Origin of the sequence: Flavobacterium sp. ALD4 (genome assembly GCF_002836475.1) — a bacterium.
Classification (GTDB): Bacteria; Bacteroidota; Bacteroidia; order Flavobacteriales; family Flavobacteriaceae; genus Flavobacterium.
The window spans coordinates 175260-195411 of the sequence record NZ_PJBJ01000023.1; the positions used below are offsets into that span (position 1 = coordinate 175260).

Annotated in this window: 21 protein-coding genes; 15 read left to right on the top strand and 6 right to left on the bottom strand. The window is 35.4% G+C overall.

Annotated features, from left to right (window positions below):
• Nucleotides 1–60: 60 nt before the first annotated feature.
• The 6 genes from CXF59_RS03200 (at nt 61) to CXF59_RS03225 (ending at nt 5713) form a co-directional block, all read left to right on the top strand.
• Nucleotides 61–1242: an NADH:ubiquinone reductase (Na(+)-transporting) subunit B gene (locus CXF59_RS03200; protein ID WP_101136270.1), complete on the top strand. Its 1182-nt coding sequence runs from the start codon at nt 61–63 to the stop codon at nt 1240–1242.
• Nucleotides 1235–1966 carry an NADH:ubiquinone reductase (Na(+)-transporting) subunit C gene (gene nqrC / locus CXF59_RS03205; protein WP_101136271.1) on the top strand — a complete coding sequence of 244 codons (732 nt, stop codon included), beginning with the start codon at nt 1235–1237 and terminating at the stop codon, nt 1964–1966. Before CXF59_RS03200 ends, nqrC begins: the two co-directional genes overlap by 8 nt.
• 11 nt (nt 1967–1977) lie before the next feature.
• Nucleotides 1978–2658, top strand: coding sequence for an NADH:ubiquinone reductase (Na(+)-transporting) subunit D (locus CXF59_RS03210; protein ID WP_101136272.1), 681 nt, complete (start codon nt 1978–1980; stop codon nt 2656–2658).
• A 137-nt stretch (nt 2659–2795) separates the two neighbouring features.
• Nucleotides 2796–3410, top strand: a complete 615-nt coding sequence (gene nqrE / locus CXF59_RS03215; protein ID WP_101136273.1) for an NADH:ubiquinone reductase (Na(+)-transporting) subunit E — start codon at nt 2796–2798, stop codon at nt 3408–3410.
• Nucleotides 3411–3429: 19 nt separating this feature from the next.
• Complete coding sequence (gene nqrF / locus CXF59_RS03220; RefSeq protein WP_101136274.1) at nt 3430–4695, top strand: NADH:ubiquinone reductase (Na(+)-transporting) subunit F; 1266 nt, start codon at nt 3430–3432, stop codon at nt 4693–4695.
• Between the two features lie 10 nt (nt 4696–4705).
• Nucleotides 4706–5713, top strand: coding sequence for an FAD:protein FMN transferase (locus CXF59_RS03225; protein ID WP_157824511.1), 1008 nt, complete (start codon nt 4706–4708; stop codon nt 5711–5713).
• Here CXF59_RS03225 and CXF59_RS03230 read toward each other — a convergent pair.
• Together CXF59_RS03230 and CXF59_RS03235 are read right to left on the bottom strand one after the other, a co-directional pair.
• On the bottom strand, nt 5710–5895 hold the full coding sequence (locus CXF59_RS03230) for a membrane or secreted protein (protein WP_101136276.1): 186 nt from the start codon (nt 5893–5895) through the stop codon (nt 5710–5712). The genes CXF59_RS03225 and CXF59_RS03230 overlap by 4 nt on opposite strands.
• 172 nt (nt 5896–6067) lie before the next feature.
• A complete protein-coding gene (locus CXF59_RS03235) occupies nt 6068–6502 on the bottom strand; it encodes a CBS domain-containing protein (protein WP_101136277.1) in 435 nt (144 codons plus the stop codon).
• 455 nt (nt 6503–6957) lie between these two features.
• Here CXF59_RS03235 and CXF59_RS03240 point away from each other — a divergent pair, with 455 nt between their 5' ends.
• From CXF59_RS03240 to CXF59_RS03265, 6 genes are all read left to right on the top strand, one after another.
• The gene (locus CXF59_RS03240) at nt 6958–7266 is read left to right on the top strand and encodes a hypothetical protein (protein WP_101136278.1); all 309 of its coding nucleotides are present in this window, start codon (nt 6958–6960) and stop codon (nt 7264–7266) included.
• A gap of 321 nt (nt 7267–7587) precedes the next feature.
• Nucleotides 7588–9141: a bifunctional response regulator/alkaline phosphatase family protein gene (locus CXF59_RS03245; protein ID WP_101136279.1), complete on the top strand. Its 1554-nt coding sequence runs from the start codon at nt 7588–7590 to the stop codon at nt 9139–9141.
• A 75-nt stretch (nt 9142–9216) separates the two neighbouring features.
• Nucleotides 9217–9624 (top strand): tRNA (adenosine(37)-N6)-threonylcarbamoyltransferase complex ATPase subunit type 1 TsaE, encoded by a 408-nt coding sequence (gene tsaE, locus CXF59_RS03250; protein ID WP_101136280.1) that lies wholly within the window; start codon nt 9217–9219, stop codon nt 9622–9624.
• 13 nt (nt 9625–9637) lie between these two features.
• On the top strand, nt 9638–10108 hold the full coding sequence (locus CXF59_RS03255) for a GNAT family N-acetyltransferase (RefSeq protein ID WP_101136281.1): 471 nt from the start codon (nt 9638–9640) through the stop codon (nt 10106–10108).
• A 95-nt stretch (nt 10109–10203) separates the two neighbouring features.
• Nucleotides 10204–11403, top strand: a complete 1200-nt coding sequence (locus CXF59_RS03260; RefSeq protein ID WP_198554624.1) for an alanine dehydrogenase — start codon at nt 10204–10206, stop codon at nt 11401–11403.
• 36 nt (nt 11404–11439) lie between these two features.
• Nucleotides 11440–11814 carry a DUF4258 domain-containing protein gene (locus CXF59_RS03265; RefSeq protein ID WP_101136282.1) on the top strand — a complete coding sequence of 125 codons (375 nt, stop codon included), beginning with the start codon at nt 11440–11442 and terminating at the stop codon, nt 11812–11814.
• A 270-nt stretch (nt 11815–12084) separates the two neighbouring features.
• Here CXF59_RS03265 and CXF59_RS03270 read toward each other — a convergent pair whose 3' ends face one another.
• The gene (locus CXF59_RS03270) at nt 12085–12777 is read right to left on the bottom strand and encodes a uracil-DNA glycosylase (protein ID WP_101136283.1); all 693 of its coding nucleotides are present in this window, start codon (nt 12775–12777) and stop codon (nt 12085–12087) included.
• A 218-nt stretch (nt 12778–12995) separates the two neighbouring features.
• Here CXF59_RS03270 and CXF59_RS03275 point away from each other — a divergent pair, with 218 nt between their 5' ends.
• Nucleotides 12996–15161 carry a DNA mismatch repair protein MutS gene (locus CXF59_RS03275; protein ID WP_101136284.1) on the top strand — a complete coding sequence of 722 codons (2166 nt, stop codon included), beginning with the start codon at nt 12996–12998 and terminating at the stop codon, nt 15159–15161.
• A gap of 85 nt (nt 15162–15246) precedes the next feature.
• Complete coding sequence (locus CXF59_RS03280) at nt 15247–15663, top strand: thiol-disulfide oxidoreductase DCC family protein (RefSeq protein ID WP_101136285.1); 417 nt, start codon at nt 15247–15249, stop codon at nt 15661–15663.
• 443 nt (nt 15664–16106) lie between these two features.
• On the opposite strand, the gene ettA is transcribed toward CXF59_RS03280, so the two are convergent.
• The 3 genes from ettA to holA form a co-directional block, all read right to left on the bottom strand.
• Nucleotides 16107–17801 carry an energy-dependent translational throttle protein EttA gene (ettA, locus tag CXF59_RS03285; RefSeq protein WP_101136286.1) on the bottom strand — a complete coding sequence of 565 codons (1695 nt, stop codon included), beginning with the start codon at nt 17799–17801 and terminating at the stop codon, nt 16107–16109.
• 561 nt (nt 17802–18362) lie between these two features.
• Nucleotides 18363–18545, bottom strand: coding sequence for a CAL67264 family membrane protein (locus tag CXF59_RS03290; RefSeq protein ID WP_101136287.1), 183 nt, complete (start codon nt 18543–18545; stop codon nt 18363–18365).
• A 46-nt stretch (nt 18546–18591) separates the two neighbouring features.
• Nucleotides 18592–19596: a DNA polymerase III subunit delta gene (gene holA / locus CXF59_RS03295; protein ID WP_101136288.1), complete on the bottom strand. Its 1005-nt coding sequence runs from the start codon at nt 19594–19596 to the stop codon at nt 18592–18594.
• A gap of 101 nt (nt 19597–19697) precedes the next feature.
• Between holA and CXF59_RS03300 the strand changes: the two genes are divergently transcribed.
• Complete coding sequence (locus CXF59_RS03300; protein WP_101136289.1) at nt 19698–20147, top strand: type I restriction enzyme HsdR N-terminal domain-containing protein; 450 nt, start codon at nt 19698–19700, stop codon at nt 20145–20147.
• Nucleotides 20148–20152: the final 5 nt, after the last annotated feature.

Genomic DNA, 20152 nt, shown 5'->3' on the forward strand with positions numbered 1-20152 from the left:
GAACACATAAAACACATACAATCTAATAGTTACCAAATTTAATCTTTAAACAAACTGAATTTGAAGCCACTTAGAAAATTACTGAACAATGTTAAACCTAATTTTGAAAAAGGGGGGAAACTGGAGAAATTATTTCCAGCATTTGATGCGTTTGAAACTTTCCTGTTTGTACCCAATCATACCACAAAAAGCAAAGGCACACACATACGTGATGCTATCGATTTGAAACGTACGATGATATTAGTGGTGCTCTCTTTAGTTCCCTGTTTACTATTCGGAATGTGGAATATTGGCTACCAACACCACCACGCTTTAGGGATTATGAATATTTCTCTCATGGATAATTTTATTTTTGGAGCCATCAAAGTACTACCCTTAATTATAGTTTCGTACGGAGCAGGATTGACGACGGAGTTCATTTTTGCCATTATTAGAAAACATACCATTAATGAAGGTTTTTTAGTTACTGGTATGTTGATTCCGCTAATAATGCCAATTGATGTCCCCTTGTGGATGTTAGCTGTTGCGACCATTTTTGCAGTTATTATTGGAAAAGAAGTTTTTGGTGGTACAGGAATGAATATTTTAAACCCTGCGCTTACCGCCAGAGTGTTTCTGTTCTTTGCCTATCCAAGCAAAATGTCAGGGAACCAAGTTTGGATAAACACCAGTACCGACAAAGGACAAGCCGTTGTTGATGCATATAGTGGTGCGACACCATTGGGCGATGCTGCAGCAGGTTTTGCTGATAAAGTTCCGAGCATTATGGAATCATTTATAGGGATTATTCCCGGTTCTGTAGGGGAAACATCTACGATTGCCTGCTTGATTGGAGCCGGTATTTTATTATTTACGGGAATTGGCAGTTGGCGCATTATGGCCTCAGTTTTTATAGGTGGACTTTTGATGGCTGTGATCTTTAATTTGTTTGGATTGAACACCTTGATGCAAATCACCCCATTACATCATCTAGCATTAGGCGGTTTTGCCTTTGGAGCTATTTTTATGGCCACTGATCCTGTGAGTGCAGCACAAACGAATACCGGAAAATACATATATGGTTTTTTAATAGGACTGTTGGCGATTCTCTTTAGAGTTTTTAACCCCGCTTATCCTGAAGGAATGATGTTAGCTATTTTATTTATGAATGTAATGGTACCTTTAATAGACCATTATGTAGTGGAAGGTAATATCAAAAGAAGACTAAAAAGACTTAAGCCGATACAAAATCAAAATGGATAAAGACAGTAATAAAGCCACGTTTATTTTTTCCTCCGTTATGGTGGTAGTCATTGCCGTACTGCTGTCATTAACAGCGATAAGTCTTGCGCCCTATCAGGAGAAGAACATTAGGATTGAAAAAATGAAAAACATTCTAACCAGTGTTTCAATACCAACTGAAACTGCCACGACCGAAGGGGCATTTAAACAATACATTACTCAGCAAATTGTATTGAATAATAAAGGTGAACAAGTAATAGGGAATGTTACGGCTTTTGACATTGACCTTAAAAAAGAATTAGATAAAGTTAAAACAGGAAAAGAGGCTGAGCAGTTGTTTCCGCTCTTCATTTGCAATAAAGAGGGAAAATCATTTTTCATTATCCCAATAAGAGGAAAAGGACTGTGGGGACCGATATGGGGCTTCATTTCTCTAGAAAGCGATATGAATACTGTATACGGAGTCAGTTTTGGTCACAAAAGTGAAACACCAGGTCTTGGTGCTGAGATTGAAACGCAAAAATTTCAGCAGCAGTTCGTTGGGAAGGAAATATTTGATGAATCAGGCCAATTTGTTTCCGTTACCGTAATTAAAGGAGGTGCAAAACCAAATGATATGCATGGTGTTGATGCTATTTCGGGAGCAACAATCACGAGCAAAGGAGTGACCGAAATGTTTGAAAGAACATTACGCAATTACATTCCCTATTTTAAAAAAAAGGAAGCAATAGTATTTATAAACTAAAATAACAGGATATGAGCAAAGATACAATCGCAGTTCCTGCAAAACCTAAAAAGACAAAAGAGCCTTTATTTTCTCCAAAAAATAAAAGACTTTTATACGATCCATTAAATGATAACAATCCCATTACCGTTCAGGTATTGGGTATCTGTTCCGCATTGGCTGTTACGGTGAAAATGAAACCTTCCATTGTAATGGCTCTCGCGGTAATAGTAGTTTGTGCCTTTTCAAATGTTATTATTTCATTTATTCGCAATATCATTCCAAACCGCATTCGAATTATTGTTCAATTAACTGTTGTTGCTGCTATGGTGATTTTAGTGGATCAATTTTTAAAAGCTTTTGTGTTTGATGTAAGTAAGCAGTTATCCGTTTTTGTCGGGTTAATCATTACCAATTGCATCATCATGGGACGCTTGGAAGCCTTTGCCATGTCGAATAAACCTTGGGCGTCATTTTTGGATGGAATAGGTAACGGTTTTGGGTATGGGTTGATATTAGTAATCGTTTCTATGATTCGGGAGCTATTTGGTTCTGGAGAACTGATGGGGTATCGCATCATTCCGGAGTCTATTTATAAGTTAGGTTATTTCAACAATAGCCTTGTCATCATGCCTCCGATGGCGTTAATAATTGTCGGTATCCTTATCTGGATTCAAAGAAGCAGAAATCAAAAATTAATTGAATCGAAATAATACCATTTAGGAATTATAATTAGACCAATAATTATCTATTACAATACCTGTATAAATTGAAAAGAGTTTTTTATTTAAGACTATATTAAAAACATAACTGGTATAATTTTCAACAAACGCGATTTAAACATTTTATCATGGAACACATCAATATATTTATAAAAGCCATTTTTATTGAAAACATGATATTTGCCTATTTCCTAGGCATGTGTTCCTATTTAGCTATTTCTAAAACCGTTAAAAGTGCTTTGGGACTTGGGCTTGCGGTGACTTTTGTATTATCTATCTCGGTTCCGGTTTGTTATTTGTTAGAAAAATATGTCTTAAAAGCTGGTGCCTTACAATGGTTATCACCCGACTATGAAAACGTTGATCTTAGTTTTTTAAGCTTTATTATGTTTATCGCGACGATTGCCTCTATAGTACAATTAGTAGAGATGATTGTTGAAAAATATGCATCGGCATTATACAGTTCCCTGGGTATATTCTTGCCGCTAATTGCGGTAAACTGCTCGATCCTCGGAGGTGCATTATTTATGCAAGAAAGAGAATATGCGAGCTTAGGTGAAGCTACTGTGTTTGCCTTTGGTTCTGGTGTGGGATGGTTTCTAGCCATAGTTGCTTTATCTGCAATTCGAGAAAAATTACGATATTCTAATGTTCCAGGTCCTTTAAGAGGTTTAGGGATTACGTTTATTTTAACCGGATTAATGGCTATTGCATTTATGAGCTTTATGGGGATTTCGTTATAAATCTATAATCAAATTGAAAATGATAATATTAGGTATTAATAGCACAACAATAATCAGTAGCGTAATTGTATTTTTGCTCTTCATTTCGCTACTTGTATCTTTAATTCTGTATGCCAAGTCAAAGCTTACGCCTTCAGGATTAGTCAGGATAACCATAAACGAAGACGATCAGCTTGAAACGGAAGCAGGTTCAACACTGCTTTCCACGCTGTCCAATAAAAAAATATTTTTACCCTCAGCCTGTGGTGGCGGTGGTACCTGCGGAATGTGCAAATGCCAAGTATTATCAGGTGGTGGCGAAATACTGCCCACAGAGACACCTTATTTTTCAAGAAAAGAACAGCAAGCAAACTGGAGATTAGGATGCCAAGTAAAAGTCAAACAGGATATGGAAATAGTTATTCCTGCATCCGTAATGGGTATCAAGAAATGGGAATGTGAAGTAGTTTCAAATGATAATGTTGCCACCTATATCAAAGAATTAGTGGTTAAGTTGCCCGAAGGTGATTTTTTAGACTTTGAGTCGGGTTCTTATATTCAAATAGATGTTCCTGAATGCGAAGTCGACTTTAAAAAAGATATTTACAAAATTGATGACCGTTTCAAAGAAGACTATGACAAATTTGGTATTTGGGATTTAAAAATGAAAAATCCAGAGTCCATTTTTAGAGCCTACTCTATGGCAAATCATCCGGCGGAAGGCAATATCATTATGCTCAACATTCGGCTAGCCACCCCTCCATTTGACCGAAAAGCAGGTGGCTTTATGAAGGTTAATCCGGGAGTCACCTCCTCTTATGTCTTTTCGCTAAAACCGGGTGACAAAGTCAATATTGCCGGTCCTTTCGGGGATTTCCATATTAAACAGACGAAAAGAGAAATGATTTATATAGGCGGAGGTGCAGGAATGGCGCCATTACGTTCTCATTTATTCCATCTTTTTCATACCTTAAAAGAAAAAAATAGAAAAGTGAGTTTTTGGTATGGAGGAAGATCTTCTAAAGAAGTTTTTTATACCGATGAATTTAAAGAGATAGAAAAAGAATTTCCGAATTTTGATTATAATATAGCGCTGTCTGAGCCATTACCTGAGGATAATTGGACGGGGTATACCGGATTTATTCATAACGTATTGTTTGAAAATTACTTGAAACACCATGAAGCTCCAGAAGATGTTGAATATTATATTTGTGGTCCGCCAATGATGAATGCGGCAGTATTTAAAATGCTCGACGAACTAGGAGTTCCACCAGAGAATATTGCATTTGATGACTTTGGAGGCTAAAAATAATTTTATGAAAAAAATACTATTCCCTATTTTCAGCACGCTAATTATGCTAACGAGTTGTTCTTCCGATAAGAACGAAATAGTAAAACTCGAAGGAAATTCACAAGGAACAACCTATCACATCACTTATCTATCTGATCATGCTATTCTTTACAAAAAAGAAATTGATTCTCTGTTAACCGATATTGACGCATCGATGTCAACATGGATTCCAAATTCGATAATTTCCAGAATAAACAACAATGAAGATAATGTTATTATAGATGACTATTTCAGGACAGTGTTTAAGAAATCCGTGGAAGTATCTGAAAAAACAGAAGGAAATTTTGATATCACAGTGGGTCCATTAGTAAATTCCTGGGGCTTTGGACCCACAATAAAAAGTAGTTTAGACAAAACCAAAGTGGATAGTTTACTGCAATTGGTGAATTATAAAATGGTGAGCTTAAAGGATAATAAAATCATAAAAGAAAAACCAGCCATTAAAATTGACTTTAATGCCATTGCACAAGGCTATTCAGTAGACGTAATCGCTGATTTTCTTCAAAGCAGAGGGATCAACAATTACTTAGTAGAATTAGGAGGCGAAATAAAAGCCAAAGGAAAAAAAGGAAATGCAGAATGGAAAGTAGGTATTGATCAACCTAGTGAAAAAAAAGGGGAAGAAAGAAAATTAGAAGCCATTATAAATTTAAACAATCGGGCACTGGCAACCTCTGGCAATTACCGCAAATTTTATATTGAGGGGAATCAAAAACTGTCTCACATCATTGATCCTAAAACAGGTTATCCAGCTAAACATAATTTACTAAGCACTACAGTACTTGCTGACGATGGAATTACGGCTGACGCTTATGCTACAGCTTTCATGGTTATGGGTTTAAAAAGATCGATTGCCTTTATAGAAAAAAACAAAAGTTTAAATTTGGAGGTTTATTTTATTTACGACGAAAACGGACAATGGAAGACCTACACGTCCAAAAGTTTAAAGCAACGGATAAAAGAATTGGATTAAGATTTACATTTTTCCTGTGGCTTAGCGCCACAAATACTACATGACTCTCCTTCTCCCTGTATCAGTGGATTATTACTGCTGCAAGTACCTGAAAAATGTCCGTTTTTTTTCACTAGGATTTTAATGGCAATACCTGCCATTCCCAGTGCTAAAAGTAGAATAGAAAGAAAAATAGTTGCCATAAAGCATTTCTTAAAGTCATAACAATTATTATTTAAATTAATAATATTTCGCTATTGTGGCGATAACTTGTGCCGATTTTTCGGCATAGTTAATAAATAACCCTCCAATAGCTTTCGGCATTATTGGACTCTATTAAAAACACAATCGGTATCAGAATGAATTTAGTTCTAATTAAGCTTTGGTGCCGTGGATATAGGAATCTAAATGATCAATCGTATTTTTTTGTAGCTCAATAATGGATTTTACCACATCACCAATAGAAACAATTCCAACCACTTGTTCATCTAACAAAACAGGTAAATGCCTAACTCTTTTGTTAGTAATTAAATCCATGCAATATTCTAAATCATCAGTTGGCTTTACACTAATAATTTCTTTATCCATGATTTCATGAACAAAGGTATCTTTTGAAGCTTTATTCTTCAAAACAATTTTTCTTGCGTAATCTCTCTCAGATAATATTCCTTTCAAAACATTATCTTCAATTACCAGAACAGCTCCAACATTTCTTTCTCCCATTATTCTTAAAGCTTCATAAACTGTAATGGTAGAAGATATGGAGTGGACTTCATTTCCTTTTTCGTTTAATATTTGATTTACAGTCATAGTAGATGGTTTTACATTAACTATAAATTTAATAAAAAAATAAGTGAAATACTATAAGATCATTGTAATTTTTTATCATAAGCTCAATACCTTACGTTAAACAACGCCTTGAAATAATTCAATTACATTGTTTTTTGTGTCCAAACAGGAAGATTCACCCCCTCTTTTTTTCAGATGAAATATAAGACTTCAAAATAAGTACTTAGTGGTTTTTTTAATAATTAACTGAGGTATGTTGCTATCTATGCTTATTTCTCGTCTTATGAATTGAATTTGCGTTGGGGATAAAAGTGGAAACCCTTTATTATTTTTCTACGAAATAATAAAGACTGCAATAACCCTACAGCTATCGGGAAACACAACCTGCCAGTAACGGGACTGAAAGTCAAGCGACGCTATTAAAATTAGTATTTAAGCTTCAGATATCAGTTTTCAAATTGCAATGAATTTAGGGTATGGATAACGTGCCAATTACGATATCCGTGATTTTTATTCTGTTGCGATTGCCAATGAACCCTGAACTGAAGATAATACCTGCTTTTTTGAATATCTCTGTTTTAATGTTAGCATCCTTTGCTACAATCTCTTTTTATCGGCTCATTTACTCTTGTTTACTTGCGACCGCCGAGGCAACAATTCCAATTAAATACACGTTCTTCATAAAGAGAAGTTATTCTGTTGTTAGCCTACAACAGGCTGCTATTGCACTAACTGCATCCATCCCTTTTGTTGCAAGCGGATTATACCTTAAAAAAGCGCTTTGATAGCTAAAATTATATAGAATTGCCAATAAAACAGTTTTAATTACGTTTAACTTTCTAATTAATAATGTGTTAAATTTATGATGTGGAAGTTAAAAAATAGAGTGCGGAGGTTAGAGAATAGAAGTTAGCGTTTAGAACGTAGAGGTTTCGAATTTTACGATTCGTCTTTACTTTATATTATTTGCTATCTATTCTTTATTATTCCCTGCAAGAGGCCCTAATTTTATAAAGAAATTTTATCATAATATTAGGAAATAAGCGCCAAAAAAAGCTTTAAATTGGCATCATAATTAGAACTTTTGAACACTTTTTATAAAATATATGGATAAGATAAAAATACTTTGGGTAGACGATGAAATCGATTATTTGAAACCCCACATATTGTTCCTGGAAAAGAAAAATTACAGTGTCGCAACCTGCAACAATGGTCGCGACGCAATTGATATATTTGAAAACGAGAATTTTGACATCGTTTTCTTAGATGAAAACATGCCCGGCATGAGCGGACTGGAAACCCTCTCTGAAATGAAGGAGAAAAAATCTTCCGTTCCCATGATCATGATTACCAAAAGTGAGGAAGAATACATCATGGAGGAAGCAATAGGTTCTAAAATTGCCGATTACTTGATCAAACCGGTAAATCCGAATCAGATTTTATTGAGTCTGAAAAAGAACTTGGATCACTCACGCTTAATTTCGCAAAAAACCACATTGGATTACCAAAAAGAATTCCGAAAAATCTCCATGGAAATGGCGATGGTGAATTCCTATGAAGACTGGGTGGAACTTTACAAGAAATTGATTTTTTGGGAGCTTAACCTGGAGAATATCAACGATCACGGGATGATTGAGATTTTGGAATCCCAAAAAGCGGAAGCCAATTCGCAGTTTGGAAAATTTATTGAACGCAATTATGAAGACTGGTTTTTACCAAAAGCGGACAAACCCGTGCAATCTCATACTTTATTCAGAGAGTTAGTCGTTCCCGAAATCGTAAAAAAAGACAAACCCATACTATTTGTAGTCATAGATAATTTGCGTTATGACCAATGGAAAACATTTGAGAGTGAAGTCTCCAACTACTATAAACTGGAAAAAGAAGTACCTTATTTCTCTATTCTTCCAACGGCAACCCAGTATGCCAGAAACGCTATTTTCTCTGGTTTGACACCGCTGGAAATGGAAAAGCAGTTTCCGCAATATTGGAAAAATGATCCCGAAGAAGGTGGTAAAAACCTATATGAAGCGGAATTTTTATCAGCGCAACTAAAACGTTTGGGACTGAACATCAAAGAAGATTATTTCAAAATCACCAACTTGGCAGCTGGTAAAAAGCTGGTAGAGAATTTTAAAGGATTAAGAAATAACGACCTGGTTACCGTAGTGTATAATTTTGTCGACATGCTATCTCACGCCAAAACGGAGATGGACGTGGTCAAAGAACTCGCTTCCGACGATAAGGCGTATCGTTCGTTGACCTTAAGTTGGTTCAAGAACTCTCCGCTGCTGGAAATCATCCAACAGGCACAAAAAATGGGATTCAAACTGATATTAACCACGGATCACGGAACCATAAATGTAAAAAATCCGTCGAAAGTTGTGGGCGATAAAAATACCAGCCTTAATTTGCGCTACAAAACGGGGCGGAGCCTGACATATGAGTACAAAGATGTCTATGCCGTCAAAGAACCAAAAAAAATAGGGTTACCGGCCATTAATATGAGTAGTTCTTATATTTTTGCCAAAAACGATTTGTTTCTGGCCTATGTAAATAACTTCAATCATTATGTGAGTTATTACAGAAATACCTATCAGCACGGTGGGATTTCGCTGGAAGAAATGATTATTCCGTTTTTAATTTTTAATCCAAAATAAGAACGCAGCCGTTAGTTCTAAGTCTCTAGATTTAAAGACTTAGAACTTTGGACTTAAACAAGAAGACCTATGCTTATGGAAATTACCTTTTCATTAGATGAAATCGAAAATACAGCACGCAGAATTGTCGCTGAAAACCCCAAAAAAGTGATCCTTTTTCACGGGGATATGGGTGCCGGAAAAACCACTTTTATCAAACAATTAGCTAAAGAATTGGGTGTCACGGAAGGGACAAGTAGCCCAACCTTTTCTTTAGTTAATGAATACCAAACTAATGATAATCAAATAGTTTACCATTTTGATTTCTATAGGATAAAAAATGAAAATGAAGCATTAGACATGGGAGTAGATGAATATCTATATTCTGGACACTGGTGCTTTATCGAGTGGGCGGAAAACATACCAAATCTGATTCCCGATTCCCATTCCGTCATTACCATAAAGGAACTAGCGGGCGGCAAACGTTTATTAGAATTAAGTTAAATAGTCAAGTATAATGAATCCAGAACACCAGGTTATAATTATCCCTTTTTCTTCCGATTTAAAGGAACCGATAAAAACGTTGAACATAGAATGGCTCAACAAATATTTTAAAATCGAACCCAAAGACGAACGGGTCCTGTCCAATCCACAGGAGGAGATCATCGATAAAGGAGGAATGATATTTTATGCCAAATACAAGGATGCCATCGTAGGAACTGTGTCCTTGTTAAAGATGAACGATACCATATTCGAATTAAGCAAAATGGCCGTAACCGATAGTGTGCAAGGCCTTGGAATAGGAAAGAAGCTGATGGAACACTGCATCAAAGCTGCCGAAGAAAACCATATCGAAAAGATTATTATCTACTCCAACCGAAGACTGGTTCCAGCCATTTCTTTGTATAGAAAATTTGGTTTTGAGGAAATTCCCGTGGACGAGGGTATCTACGAAAGAGCCGATATTAAAATGGAAAAATTATTTTAGGGCTTTAAATCGTTCTTTTTCGAATATTTATACCAGCTGAAAGCATTTTTTTTTAATCTTTTTGCGTAATTTTACCTCTTATAATCACTTTATCAATGTCAATAGCAATAACTCCTTTTACTAAACAACAGTTATTACCCCAGGAAGAAAAACTCGAGGTGGCCAGAAAAAAAAGCGATCTTTTTATCGGTATTCCAAAAGAAACCAGTTATCAAGAACGTCGTATTTGCCTGACTCCGGATGCGGTTAACTCGCTGTCTTTTAACGGACATCGCGTGATGATAGAATCAGGAGCCGGTGAAAGTTCAAGCTACTCTGACAAGGAATATAGTGATGCTGGCGCAGAGGTAACCAAAGACACAACCAAAGTATTTGGCTGTCCCATGATCTTAAAGGTAGGTCCTCCTACCCTTGCGGAGATCGCCATGATGAACAACCAGACAATACTTATTTCATCGATTCAGTTAAAAACGATGAAGAAAAGTTACTTTGAAGCCTTGAGTAAAAAGAAGATAACTGCTTTAGCTTTTGAATATATAAAAGATGAGGACGGTAGCTATCCCGCTGTACGATCGTCCAGTGAAATTGCAGGAACCGCCTCCATATTAATTGCGGCTGAGCTGATGATTACCAATGAATTTGGAAAAGGTCTACTGTTTGGAAACATAACTGGAGTCCCCCCTACAGATGTGGTTATTTTAGGTGCTGGAACAGTAGGTGAGTTTGCTGCTAAAACAGCTATTGGACTAGGAGCCAGTGTAAAGGTTTTTGATAACTCGATCACAAAACTACGTCGCCTACAAAACAATTTAAACCAACGCATTTTTACCTCCACTATACAATCCAAATCGTTACTGAAAGCATTAAGGCGCTGTGATGTTGCCATTGGAGCGATGTCTGGTGTGGAACGCTGCCCAGTTGTTGTTACTGAAACCATGGTTGAACACATGAAAGGTGGAGCAGTAATCGTCGATGTCAGCATCGATACAGGAGGCTGCTTTGAGACCTCAGAAGTCACGTCCCATGAAAAGCCAACCTTTATTAAAAGCAATGTAGTGCACTATTGTGTTCCCAATATTGCTTCCCGCTATTCAAAAACAGCTTCACTGGGTATCAGTAATATTATTTCTCCTTTTTTAATGCAAATTGCAGAAGACGGTGGCCTTGAGAGTGCTATTCGCTGTGATATGGGGTTAAAAAACGGAGTCTATTTTTACCATGGTATCCTGACAAACAAAGTCATTGGCGATTGGTTTGATTTACCTAATAACGACATCAATTTAATTGTGTTTTAAGTTAACTTTCCTTTACCTTTGCAAAAAAAATAATTCATGAAATTTTTCCATCGTTTCGCCTACTATTTAGTGGGATTAGTTATAGGTATATTTTTTGTTTCTCTTATATTTAGCGGAAAAGATACCCGCTGTAATTATTTTCCAAATGCTAGAGTTTTAAATGATATTAGAAACAAACCGTTTGACTATTCTGCAAAAGCATCCAAGGTATTAGCAGAAAAATGGATTGACACTATCGATATCAAGAACACATTAGAGTTTGGAGATGTGGATTTTGACAAAAGTAACACTGAATTCCGTAAAGCCAAACTATTCGTGATTGAAGGTAAGACCACTAAAAACCAAGCAATCATATTGAAAATCAGCAACCGCGAGGACAAGGCTATTCTGGAAGAAATCATAAAAAAATAACGGCTTTATTTAAATAATAATCGTTTGTTTTTTGCTAACTATTTAAGGCATTGAAGTTTTTATTATACTGACTTCCATGCCTTTTTTATGTTTACTTAGTACCAAATTTTTTTCTTTTTTCACCATATAAGTCATTGAATTTTTCTTTTATCAAACTTGAAACGGTTTATCTACTTCGACAATCCCACTAATTTCTATATAAAAGCGGAGCTTTCTTTTTTATGCACAAACAAAAACGGATGTTTCTATGTGTTAAAAAAACTCACGTTATTAAAAAAGACTCCCATTATTGAAAATCCAATCAATTTCGGTTTTACCACTTGCCTTCAAATAGGAATTTGTTTTACTGAAATGTTTGTTTCCAAACCATTTTCCCTGATTTGCACTCATTGGCGACGGATGTCCCGACTCTATTACTACATGTTTGTTGCGGTCTATTTTAAGTCCTTTTTTATTCGCAAAATTACCCCAAAGCAAAAACACTACCTGTTCCTTACCATCTGAAATCTTTTGAATTACCGCATCTGTAAAAAGGTTCCATTTTAAATGTTTGTGACTATTGGGAGTATTCTCTCTTACTGTTAAAGAAGCGTTTAAAAGTAAAACACCCTGCTTTGCCCAAGGCTCTAAATTACCGGATCCCGGTAAAAAAATAGTTCCTAAGTCATCACTTATCTCCTTGAAAATGTTTCGCAACGAAGGTGGTATCCGTATTCCATCATTTACAGAAAAAGCCAGTCCGTTAGCCTCCCCTTTTCCATGATAGGGATCCTGACCAATGATTACTACTTTTAGCTTATGAAAACTGCAGTAATTAAAAGTGGAAAAAACAAGGTCCTTGGGCGGATAACAGGCATGAAGTTTATATTCTTCATCCGCATTTTCCATTAAATTATGAAAGTACGGCTTTTCAATTTCATCTGCTAAAATTGCCTGCCATTCTGAATCAAGATTGAGTTTCATAGTGTAATGTTATGTGGCAAATATACAGTAACATTAGGAAGTCATTTCCATAATTAGCATAAAGAAGTCACTGATTATTTCTTAATCTTGATACTTTCTCTTTATCAAGGATGGTACCATAGAATTTAACTATCAATCTATCGCAAAGTACCCTCTGTGAAAACTCTTTTTAACAGGGAATCTTCGTAACTTTGTTTCACTGAAACTTAGAAAAAAGAATGATATCCATTACTGAAAAAACCTTACAAGATTTACAATTTCCAACCGTACTCGAAACCATTTCGACCATATGTAATACAGATATTGGGAAACAAAAAGCGCTAGAAATAACGCCTTTCAAAGATAAAGACACGTTAATGCAGGCTTTGCTGCAGACTTCTGAATATGTCTCTTCCTTTCAAAATAACAATGCGATTCCAAATCATGGTTTTGATGCCATAAGTCACGAAATTAAATTTCTGGCAATCGAGGATAGTTTTCTAGAAGTAGGCAGTTTTAGAAAAATTGCAACCTTGTCCTCAACCGTTAATTTTCTATTGACTTATTTTAAAAAATTCGATGATTATTATCCGCATTTAAATAGCAGAGCCTCCCAAGTGGAGTTAACCAAAGACATTATTAGCTCCGTTGATGCGATCGTAGATAAATACGGAGAAATAAAAGATAATGCCTCCCCTGATTTATTGAATACCCGCAGGGACATCAACTCCGTTCGAGGTAAAGTTAACCAGAGTTTTGGCGTATCGATGACCCAATACAATAGCTTAGGTTACCTCGATGACATCAAAGAAAGTTTTGTTCAAAACCGCCGAGTTCTAGCCGTTTTAGCCATGTACCGACGTAAGGTAAAAGGATCTATATTGGGAAGCTCGAAAACAGGAAGCATTGCTTATATCGAACCAGAGACTACCTTGAAGTATTCCCGGGAATTAAGTAATTTAGAATATGAAGAGACCGAAGAAATCAACCGAATTTTAAAACAATTATCGAATGATATCCGTCCGTTTTTACCGTTGTTAATTCAATATCAAGATTTCCTTAGTGACATCGACGTTATCGCCGCGAAAGCAAAATATGCCAACCGAATTAATGGTATCATGCCTGCAATTACAAATAATCGCAGACTTTACTTTAGGGATGCCTACCACCCTATTTTGTATTTGAATAACAAACAGAAACAAGAAATTACGCATCCGCAAACTATCGAGTTGCAACAAGAAAACAGGATTATTGTAATATCTGGACCTAATGCCGGTGGTAAAACAATCTCTTTAAAAACAGTTGGATTACTCCAATTGATGTTACAATCGGGAATGCTAATTCCAGTTCATGAACGTTCAGAAACTTTTTTATTCGACAGGATACTAACAGATATAGGGGACAATCAATCTATTGAAAATCATCTAAGTACGTATAGTTACCGCTTAAAGAACATGAACTACTTTTTAAAGAAATGCAATGATAAAACCATGTTCTTGATTGACGAATTTGGTACTGGGTCAGATCCTGAGTTAGGAGGTGCCTTAGCGGAGATTTTTCTCGAAGAATTCTATCATCGGGAAGCGTTTGGAATTATAACGACACACTATTCTAATCTGAAGCTTCTAGCAAATGAATTGCCTTTTGCAACAAATGCTAATATGATGTTTGACGAAAAGTCATTGGAACCATTGTATAAATTAGCTTTGGGCCAAGCAGGAAGTTCCTTTACTTTTGAAGTAGCGCTGAAAAACGGAATCCCATTCAGTCTGATCAATCGTGCTAAGAAGAAAATTGAGGTTGGAAAAGTACGCTTTGACAAAACCATTGCAAACTTACAAAAGGAACGATCAAAGATGGAAAAAACTTCGCAGATGCTAAAGGAAGAAGAAACTAAAGCACGCGAAGAAGGAAGGAAGATGGAAACGATTAATATCAAGATTAAGCAAAAACTAGAAAGCTATCAAGAGCTGTATGATAGTAACCAAAAAACTATTTACGTTGGTCAAAAGATAGAAGATATAGCCAATAGATATTTCAACAACAAAAGCAAAAAAGATCTTATTGCTGATTTTTTGAAAATCATTGAAATTGAAAATTCAAAACGCAAGAAAGCTACTCCAAAAGAGGCTAAAGCAATTGTAGAAAAGAAGAAAGAAGTAGTTGCGGAAATTAACGTACATGTAGATGAGATCAGGAAAGAAAAAAAGGAAAAGAAACTGAAACCTGTAGTTGAAAAAGTGAAAGTTACTTTAAGATTGGGAGACCGGGTGCGTATGATTAACGGAAAAGCAGTGGGAACTCTAGACAATATAGAAAAGAATAAAGCAACCGTAAATTATGGCGTGTTTGTTTCCAAAGTCAGTTTAGATGAATTAGAACTGGTGGAAGCGATGAAAAAGTAGAAGAAAGTGTTCAGATTGCAGTAGTCAAATTTCAGTTCTTAGTTAACAGATTTTAAACAGCATTTTAACATAGCAAAGATAAAAAATGGAAAACTTACCCAAAGACAAAAAAATTATACTATTTGACGGAGTCTGCAATCTGTGCAATTCAGCAGTACTATTTATAATTAAACAGGATAGTAAAGACCTATTCCGATTTGTGGCGTTACAGTCTGACCTAGGAGAAAAAATCATTAACCACATTGGGATAGACTCCCAAAAATTGGACAGTATTATTCTATATGAGCCAGGAACTGCTTATTACTATAAATCAGAAGCTGCCTTAAAAATAGCATCTAAATTAGATTCTTTCTATAGTATGTTAGTGGTGTTTAAAATTTTACCAACTGCATTCAGTAACTTTATATACGATTGGATTGCTAGAAATAGATACAGATGGTTTGGAAAAAAAGACAACTGCATGATTCCCACACCCGAATTGAAATCAAAATTCTTAGGATAAACACTATTTCCTGATTTTTATCATTTTATTCTACTGTCAAAATTTATATTTTTGATTGATAAAAAAATACACATAAAAAACAGAGTACTTATCACTGTGGATAGCGGTACGAATCATTGTTTTCGTCGTTGGTTTTGTATACTTGGCTTTGGGTAGCTACTGTCTTTCTGTTGATGAACAGCGATAAGAAAATAAATAAAACAGCAGACTTTAGGATCACTTTATAACACCTATGCAGCGGTTATTTAAATACCTATCTGTTTTACATACTCTATTGTAGCGTTCCTGTATGTCGAAACTACATACAGCGATTTATTCCCTATTTTTACAACACTAAATTGAGCGATCCTAGAACGTCGTGTTACTTTAATTATAATTCAAAACCAACAAAAAAAGGATGCCGTAATGGACATCCTTTTTCTTATTGTATCAAAAAACTAAAATTAACTTCTAATTAGTTTTCTGTATTTCAAACGCTTTGGAGTTAAATCCCCACCTAAACGTTTTTTCTTATTTTCTTCGTATTCAGAGAAACCACCTTCAAAATAATATACATCAGAATTCCCTTCAAACGCAAGAATATGCGTACAAATTCTATCTAAGAACCACCTGTCATGCGAAATTACCACCGCACAACCTGCAAAATTATCAAGTCCTTCTTCTAAGGCACGTAGTGTATTAATATCCAAATCATTGGTAGGCTCATCCAGTAACAAAACGTTACCTTCTTCTTTCAAAGTCATGGCAAGATGTAAACGGTTACGTTCTCCACCAGAAAGTGTCGAAACTTTTTTATTTTGATCACTTCCTCCAAAGTTAAATCGGCTTAAATACGCGCGAGAATTAACTTGACGTCCTCCCATCATAATTAATTCTTGACCATCACAGAAATTTTCCCAAATAGATTTATCAGGATTTATATTGGAATGCGCTTGATCGACATATGCAATCTTAACTGTATCGCCAATAACAAATTCACCTGCATCCGGTTTTTCTTCTCCCATAATCATTCTGAAAATAGTCGATTTACCAGCACCGTTAGGTCCGATGATTCCAACGATTCCAGCTTGTGGTAATGTGAAATTTAAATTATCATATAATAATTTATCACCATAGGATTTAGCAACGCCCTTGGCTTCAATTACATTAGTACCTAAACGTGGACCATTAGGAATATAAATTTCTAATTTTTCGTCTAGTTCTTTTTGATCTTCATTAAGCATTTTATCGTAGTTCTGTAAACGTGCTTTCTGTTTCGTTTGACGCCCTTTAGCACCTTGACGAACCCAGTCCAACTCACGTTCTAAGTTTTTTCTACGTTTTGAAGCCACTTTTTCTTCAAGTGCCATTCTGCTTGATTTTTGGTCCAACCAAGATGAATAGTTCCCTTTCCATGGAATACCTTCCCCTCTGTCCAACTCTAAAATCCAACCTGCAACATTATCCAAGAAGTATCTATCGTGTGTTACAGCTATTACCGTTCCTGCATATTGGGCTAGATGCTGCTCTAACCATAGTACACTTTCTGCATCCAAGTGATTCGTTGGCTCATCCAGTAATAAAACATCAGGTTGCTGCAGTAATAGACGGCATAAAGCAACACGACGACGTTCCCCTCCAGAAAGGTTCTTTATAGGAGTATCTGCATCAGGAGTACGTAAAGCATCCATTGCAATTTCTAATTTGGTATCAATTTCCCAAGCTCCTAATGCATCAATTTTGTCTTGTAACAAAGCTTGACGGTCCATTAGTTTGTCCATCTTATCTGCATCTTCATACACTTCCGGAAGACCAAAGCTATCATTAATTTGGTTAAATTCCTCTAGCACTGCCATCGTTTCAGCAACACCTTCACGAACAATTTCGATAACAGTTTTACTGTCATCAAGGATTGGCTCTTGCTCTAAGTACCCCACGGTATAGCCTGGTGCAAAAACAACATCTCCCTGATAGTTTTTATCCGTACCAGCGATAATTTTTAATAAGGATGATTTACCTGAACCATTTAGTCCTAGAATACCAATTTTAGCTCCATAAAAGAAACTCAGATAGATATTTTTAAGAACGGGTTTATCTGCTCCTTGATAGGTTTTACTCAATTTTGACATTGAGAATATTACTTTTTTATCGTCTGACATAAACTATTTTTTAATTGTTTTTAATGATTTGGAGTTTTTAGATTGTAATTAAAATACTTTTCAACCACCATTATAACATACAAAATTAATAAATTTTTTAAAGTGCAAAGGTATTATTTTTTTGGCAAGAAAGCCTCCTTAAACTAGAATGAATAAATCGTCTTATTAAAATATTTTTTTAACTAAATTCAGCGCTGGTAATGCGTTATAACTTATCATTTCAAGATTTGATATCACAAAGTTACAGCCCGCATCTGAATTATTATTAACCTCTATTGAAACATCATTTCTATCCACAAGTTTTTTAAACAAATTTAATCTAATACCTGTACTACTTTCTCCATTAAAACTCTACCCTAAAGTATGAAATATCTAGAAAATCTTAGTTTGAAATAGTGATGTAGATTAATCCTGAACACGGAATTAATAGGATTAATATTAACTGAGATTTAATTGATACTTTTTCCAACATAAATACTTCTAATTTTATTTTAGAAACATATTACAACAAAAAAACACTATTTAGCTAGTGTTTTTTTTTATTTTTTTATAGAATCTATTTTATAACCTTCCTTTTAGTGAGCTAAAAACCCAAGCATTTGCCAAGAAACCGACACCAACAGCTGCAAAACCCCAACCGGAAACGTCACTGTATTTAAAAGCGCCAAGACCTATTAACAGAAACCCCATTAATATCATTATAAAAGTAGCCCATCCTAAGATAGTATTCTTATTCATTCCCATAATTAAATCCTTTTTTAATAAAGTGCAAATATCGTGAATTTAACCACTAGTTAAATATATTGTAGAGCATTTCTCGTAACAAGTCGGAATTTGACATGGAATTTGCTCCTACACCTTTGCTTTTTACATCGATATCTCGCAAAGAAGCCACTATCTGACTTACCTTTTTCATAGGATAATTTTTTAGTGCCACATCATATTCTTTTAGAAAATAAGGATTAACTCCAATAACAGCTGCGACATTTTTCGGGTTTCTATCTTTAAGTCCGTGGTATTTGAGCAATTGGATAAAAAAACCAAAAACTAGACTAGTAGTCACCACCATGGGATTCTCTTTCGGATTGTTCGCGAAATTTTCTGCAATGGTGTAGGCTTTTAGTTGGTTCCTTTCGCCTATCGCTTTCCGAAGCTCAAACACATTAAAATCTTTGCTGAATCCAATGTTTTCTTCAATATCTTTAGGAGTGATCGCACTTCCTTTGGGTAATATAATTTGTAACTTCTGTAGTTCATTGTTTATTTTTCCCAAGTCTGTTCCCAAAAATTCAACAAGCATGGCGTTGGCTTTGGGTTCAATGGTATACTTTTTACTGGCTAATATCCGTTTTATCCAATCTCCAACTTGGTTCTCATATAGTTTTTTGCTTTCGTACACTAAGCCGTTTTTCGCTAGTACTTTGGTTGTCTTTTTCCGCTTATCTAATGTTTTATATTTATAACAAATGACTAAAACGGTAGAAGGCATCGGGTTTTCTGCATAGCTTTCAAACTTGTCAATAGTACGACTCAAATCTTGTGCTTCTTTCACAATCACCACCTGACGTTCCGCCATCATCGGATAGCGTTTGGCTGTAGAAATAATATCTTCCACAGAAACATCCCTACCATACACAACGGTCTGATTGAATCCTTTTTCTTCTTCAGACAAGACATTTTTTTCAATGTAGTCTGATACGATATCAATATAGTACGGTTCGTCCCCCATTAAAAAGTAGATCGGTTTGATGTTCCCGGCTTTTATATCATTCAGAATTTTTATAACCTCGTCCATTTTTTCAGTATTCAGTGTTTAGTCACAGTGTTCAGTCATAATGTTATAAATAACCATCACTTTAAACGGTAAACTTTAAACATTTTAATTATTTTTGCTTGATGCAGCAATTAGAATTTTCTTCTTATCCTTTCCGCTTCAAAAATAGCGAAAATAAAGTGTCTATTTTTGACGAAATCAGGAAAAAATTTATCATTCTTACACCGGAGGAATGGGTTCGTCAGCATGTGGTACGATTTTTATTGGAGGAAAAAAAATATCCTAAATCGTTGATTAATGTAGAAAAAGTACTTAAGGTCAACGGATTAAAAAAAAGGTATGACGTAGTGGTCTACAACACAGACGGCTCAATATGTGTCTTAATCGAATGTAAAGCTCCCCAAATAAAAATAGCCCAGGACACATTTGACCAAATTGCCCGCTACAACATGACCATGAAAGCGGAGTATTTGATGGTAACCAACGGAATGAATCATTACTTTTGCCAAATGGATTTCGAAAATGAAAAATACCAATTTCTGCCCGAACTCCCTGAATACATATTTAAATAATCAAG

Excerpts from the sequence above, each read along its gene's own strand:
- CXF59_RS03245 (WP_101136279.1), top strand. The coding sequence starts at position 7,588 with ATGGATAAGATAAAAATACTTTGGGTAGACGATGAAATCGATTATTTG.
- CXF59_RS03240 (WP_101136278.1), top strand. The coding sequence starts at position 6,958 with ATGGATAACGTGCCAATTACGATATCCGTGATTTTTATTCTGTTGCGA.
- CXF59_RS03255 (WP_101136281.1), top strand. The coding sequence starts at position 9,638 with ATGAATCCAGAACACCAGGTTATAATTATCCCTTTTTCTTCCGATTTA.
- nqrF (WP_101136274.1), top strand. The coding sequence starts at position 3,430 with ATGATAATATTAGGTATTAATAGCACAACAATAATCAGTAGCGTAATT.
- CXF59_RS03270 (WP_101136283.1), bottom strand. The coding sequence starts at position 12,777 with ATGAAACTCAATCTTGATTCAGAATGGCAGGCAATTTTAGCAGATGAA.
- CXF59_RS03300 (WP_101136289.1), top strand. The coding sequence starts at position 19,698 with ATGCAGCAATTAGAATTTTCTTCTTATCCTTTCCGCTTCAAAAATAGC.
- holA (WP_101136288.1), bottom strand. The coding sequence starts at position 19,596 with ATGGACGAGGTTATAAAAATTCTGAATGATATAAAAGCCGGGAACATC.
- nqrE (WP_101136273.1), top strand. The coding sequence starts at position 2,796 with ATGGAACACATCAATATATTTATAAAAGCCATTTTTATTGAAAACATG.
- CXF59_RS03265 (WP_101136282.1), top strand. The coding sequence starts at position 11,440 with ATGAAATTTTTCCATCGTTTCGCCTACTATTTAGTGGGATTAGTTATA.
- CXF59_RS03290 (WP_101136287.1), bottom strand. The coding sequence starts at position 18,545 with ATGGGAATGAATAAGAATACTATCTTAGGATGGGCTACTTTTATAATG.
- CXF59_RS03235 (WP_101136277.1), bottom strand. The coding sequence starts at position 6,502 with ATGACTGTAAATCAAATATTAAACGAAAAAGGAAATGAAGTCCACTCC.
- nqrC (WP_101136271.1), top strand. The coding sequence starts at position 1,235 with ATGGATAAAGACAGTAATAAAGCCACGTTTATTTTTTCCTCCGTTATG.
- CXF59_RS03260 (WP_198554624.1), top strand. The coding sequence starts at position 10,204 with ATGTCAATAGCAATAACTCCTTTTACTAAACAACAGTTATTACCCCAG.
- tsaE (WP_101136280.1), top strand. The coding sequence starts at position 9,217 with ATGGAAATTACCTTTTCATTAGATGAAATCGAAAATACAGCACGCAGA.
- CXF59_RS03225 (WP_157824511.1), top strand. The coding sequence starts at position 4,706 with ATGAAAAAAATACTATTCCCTATTTTCAGCACGCTAATTATGCTAACG.
- CXF59_RS03275 (WP_101136284.1), top strand. The coding sequence starts at position 12,996 with ATGATATCCATTACTGAAAAAACCTTACAAGATTTACAATTTCCAACC.
- CXF59_RS03230 (WP_101136276.1), bottom strand. The coding sequence starts at position 5,895 with ATGGCAACTATTTTTCTTTCTATTCTACTTTTAGCACTGGGAATGGCA.
- ettA (WP_101136286.1), bottom strand. The coding sequence starts at position 17,801 with ATGTCAGACGATAAAAAAGTAATATTCTCAATGTCAAAATTGAGTAAA.
- CXF59_RS03210 (WP_101136272.1), top strand. The coding sequence starts at position 1,978 with ATGAGCAAAGATACAATCGCAGTTCCTGCAAAACCTAAAAAGACAAAA.
- CXF59_RS03280 (WP_101136285.1), top strand. The coding sequence starts at position 15,247 with ATGGAAAACTTACCCAAAGACAAAAAAATTATACTATTTGACGGAGTC.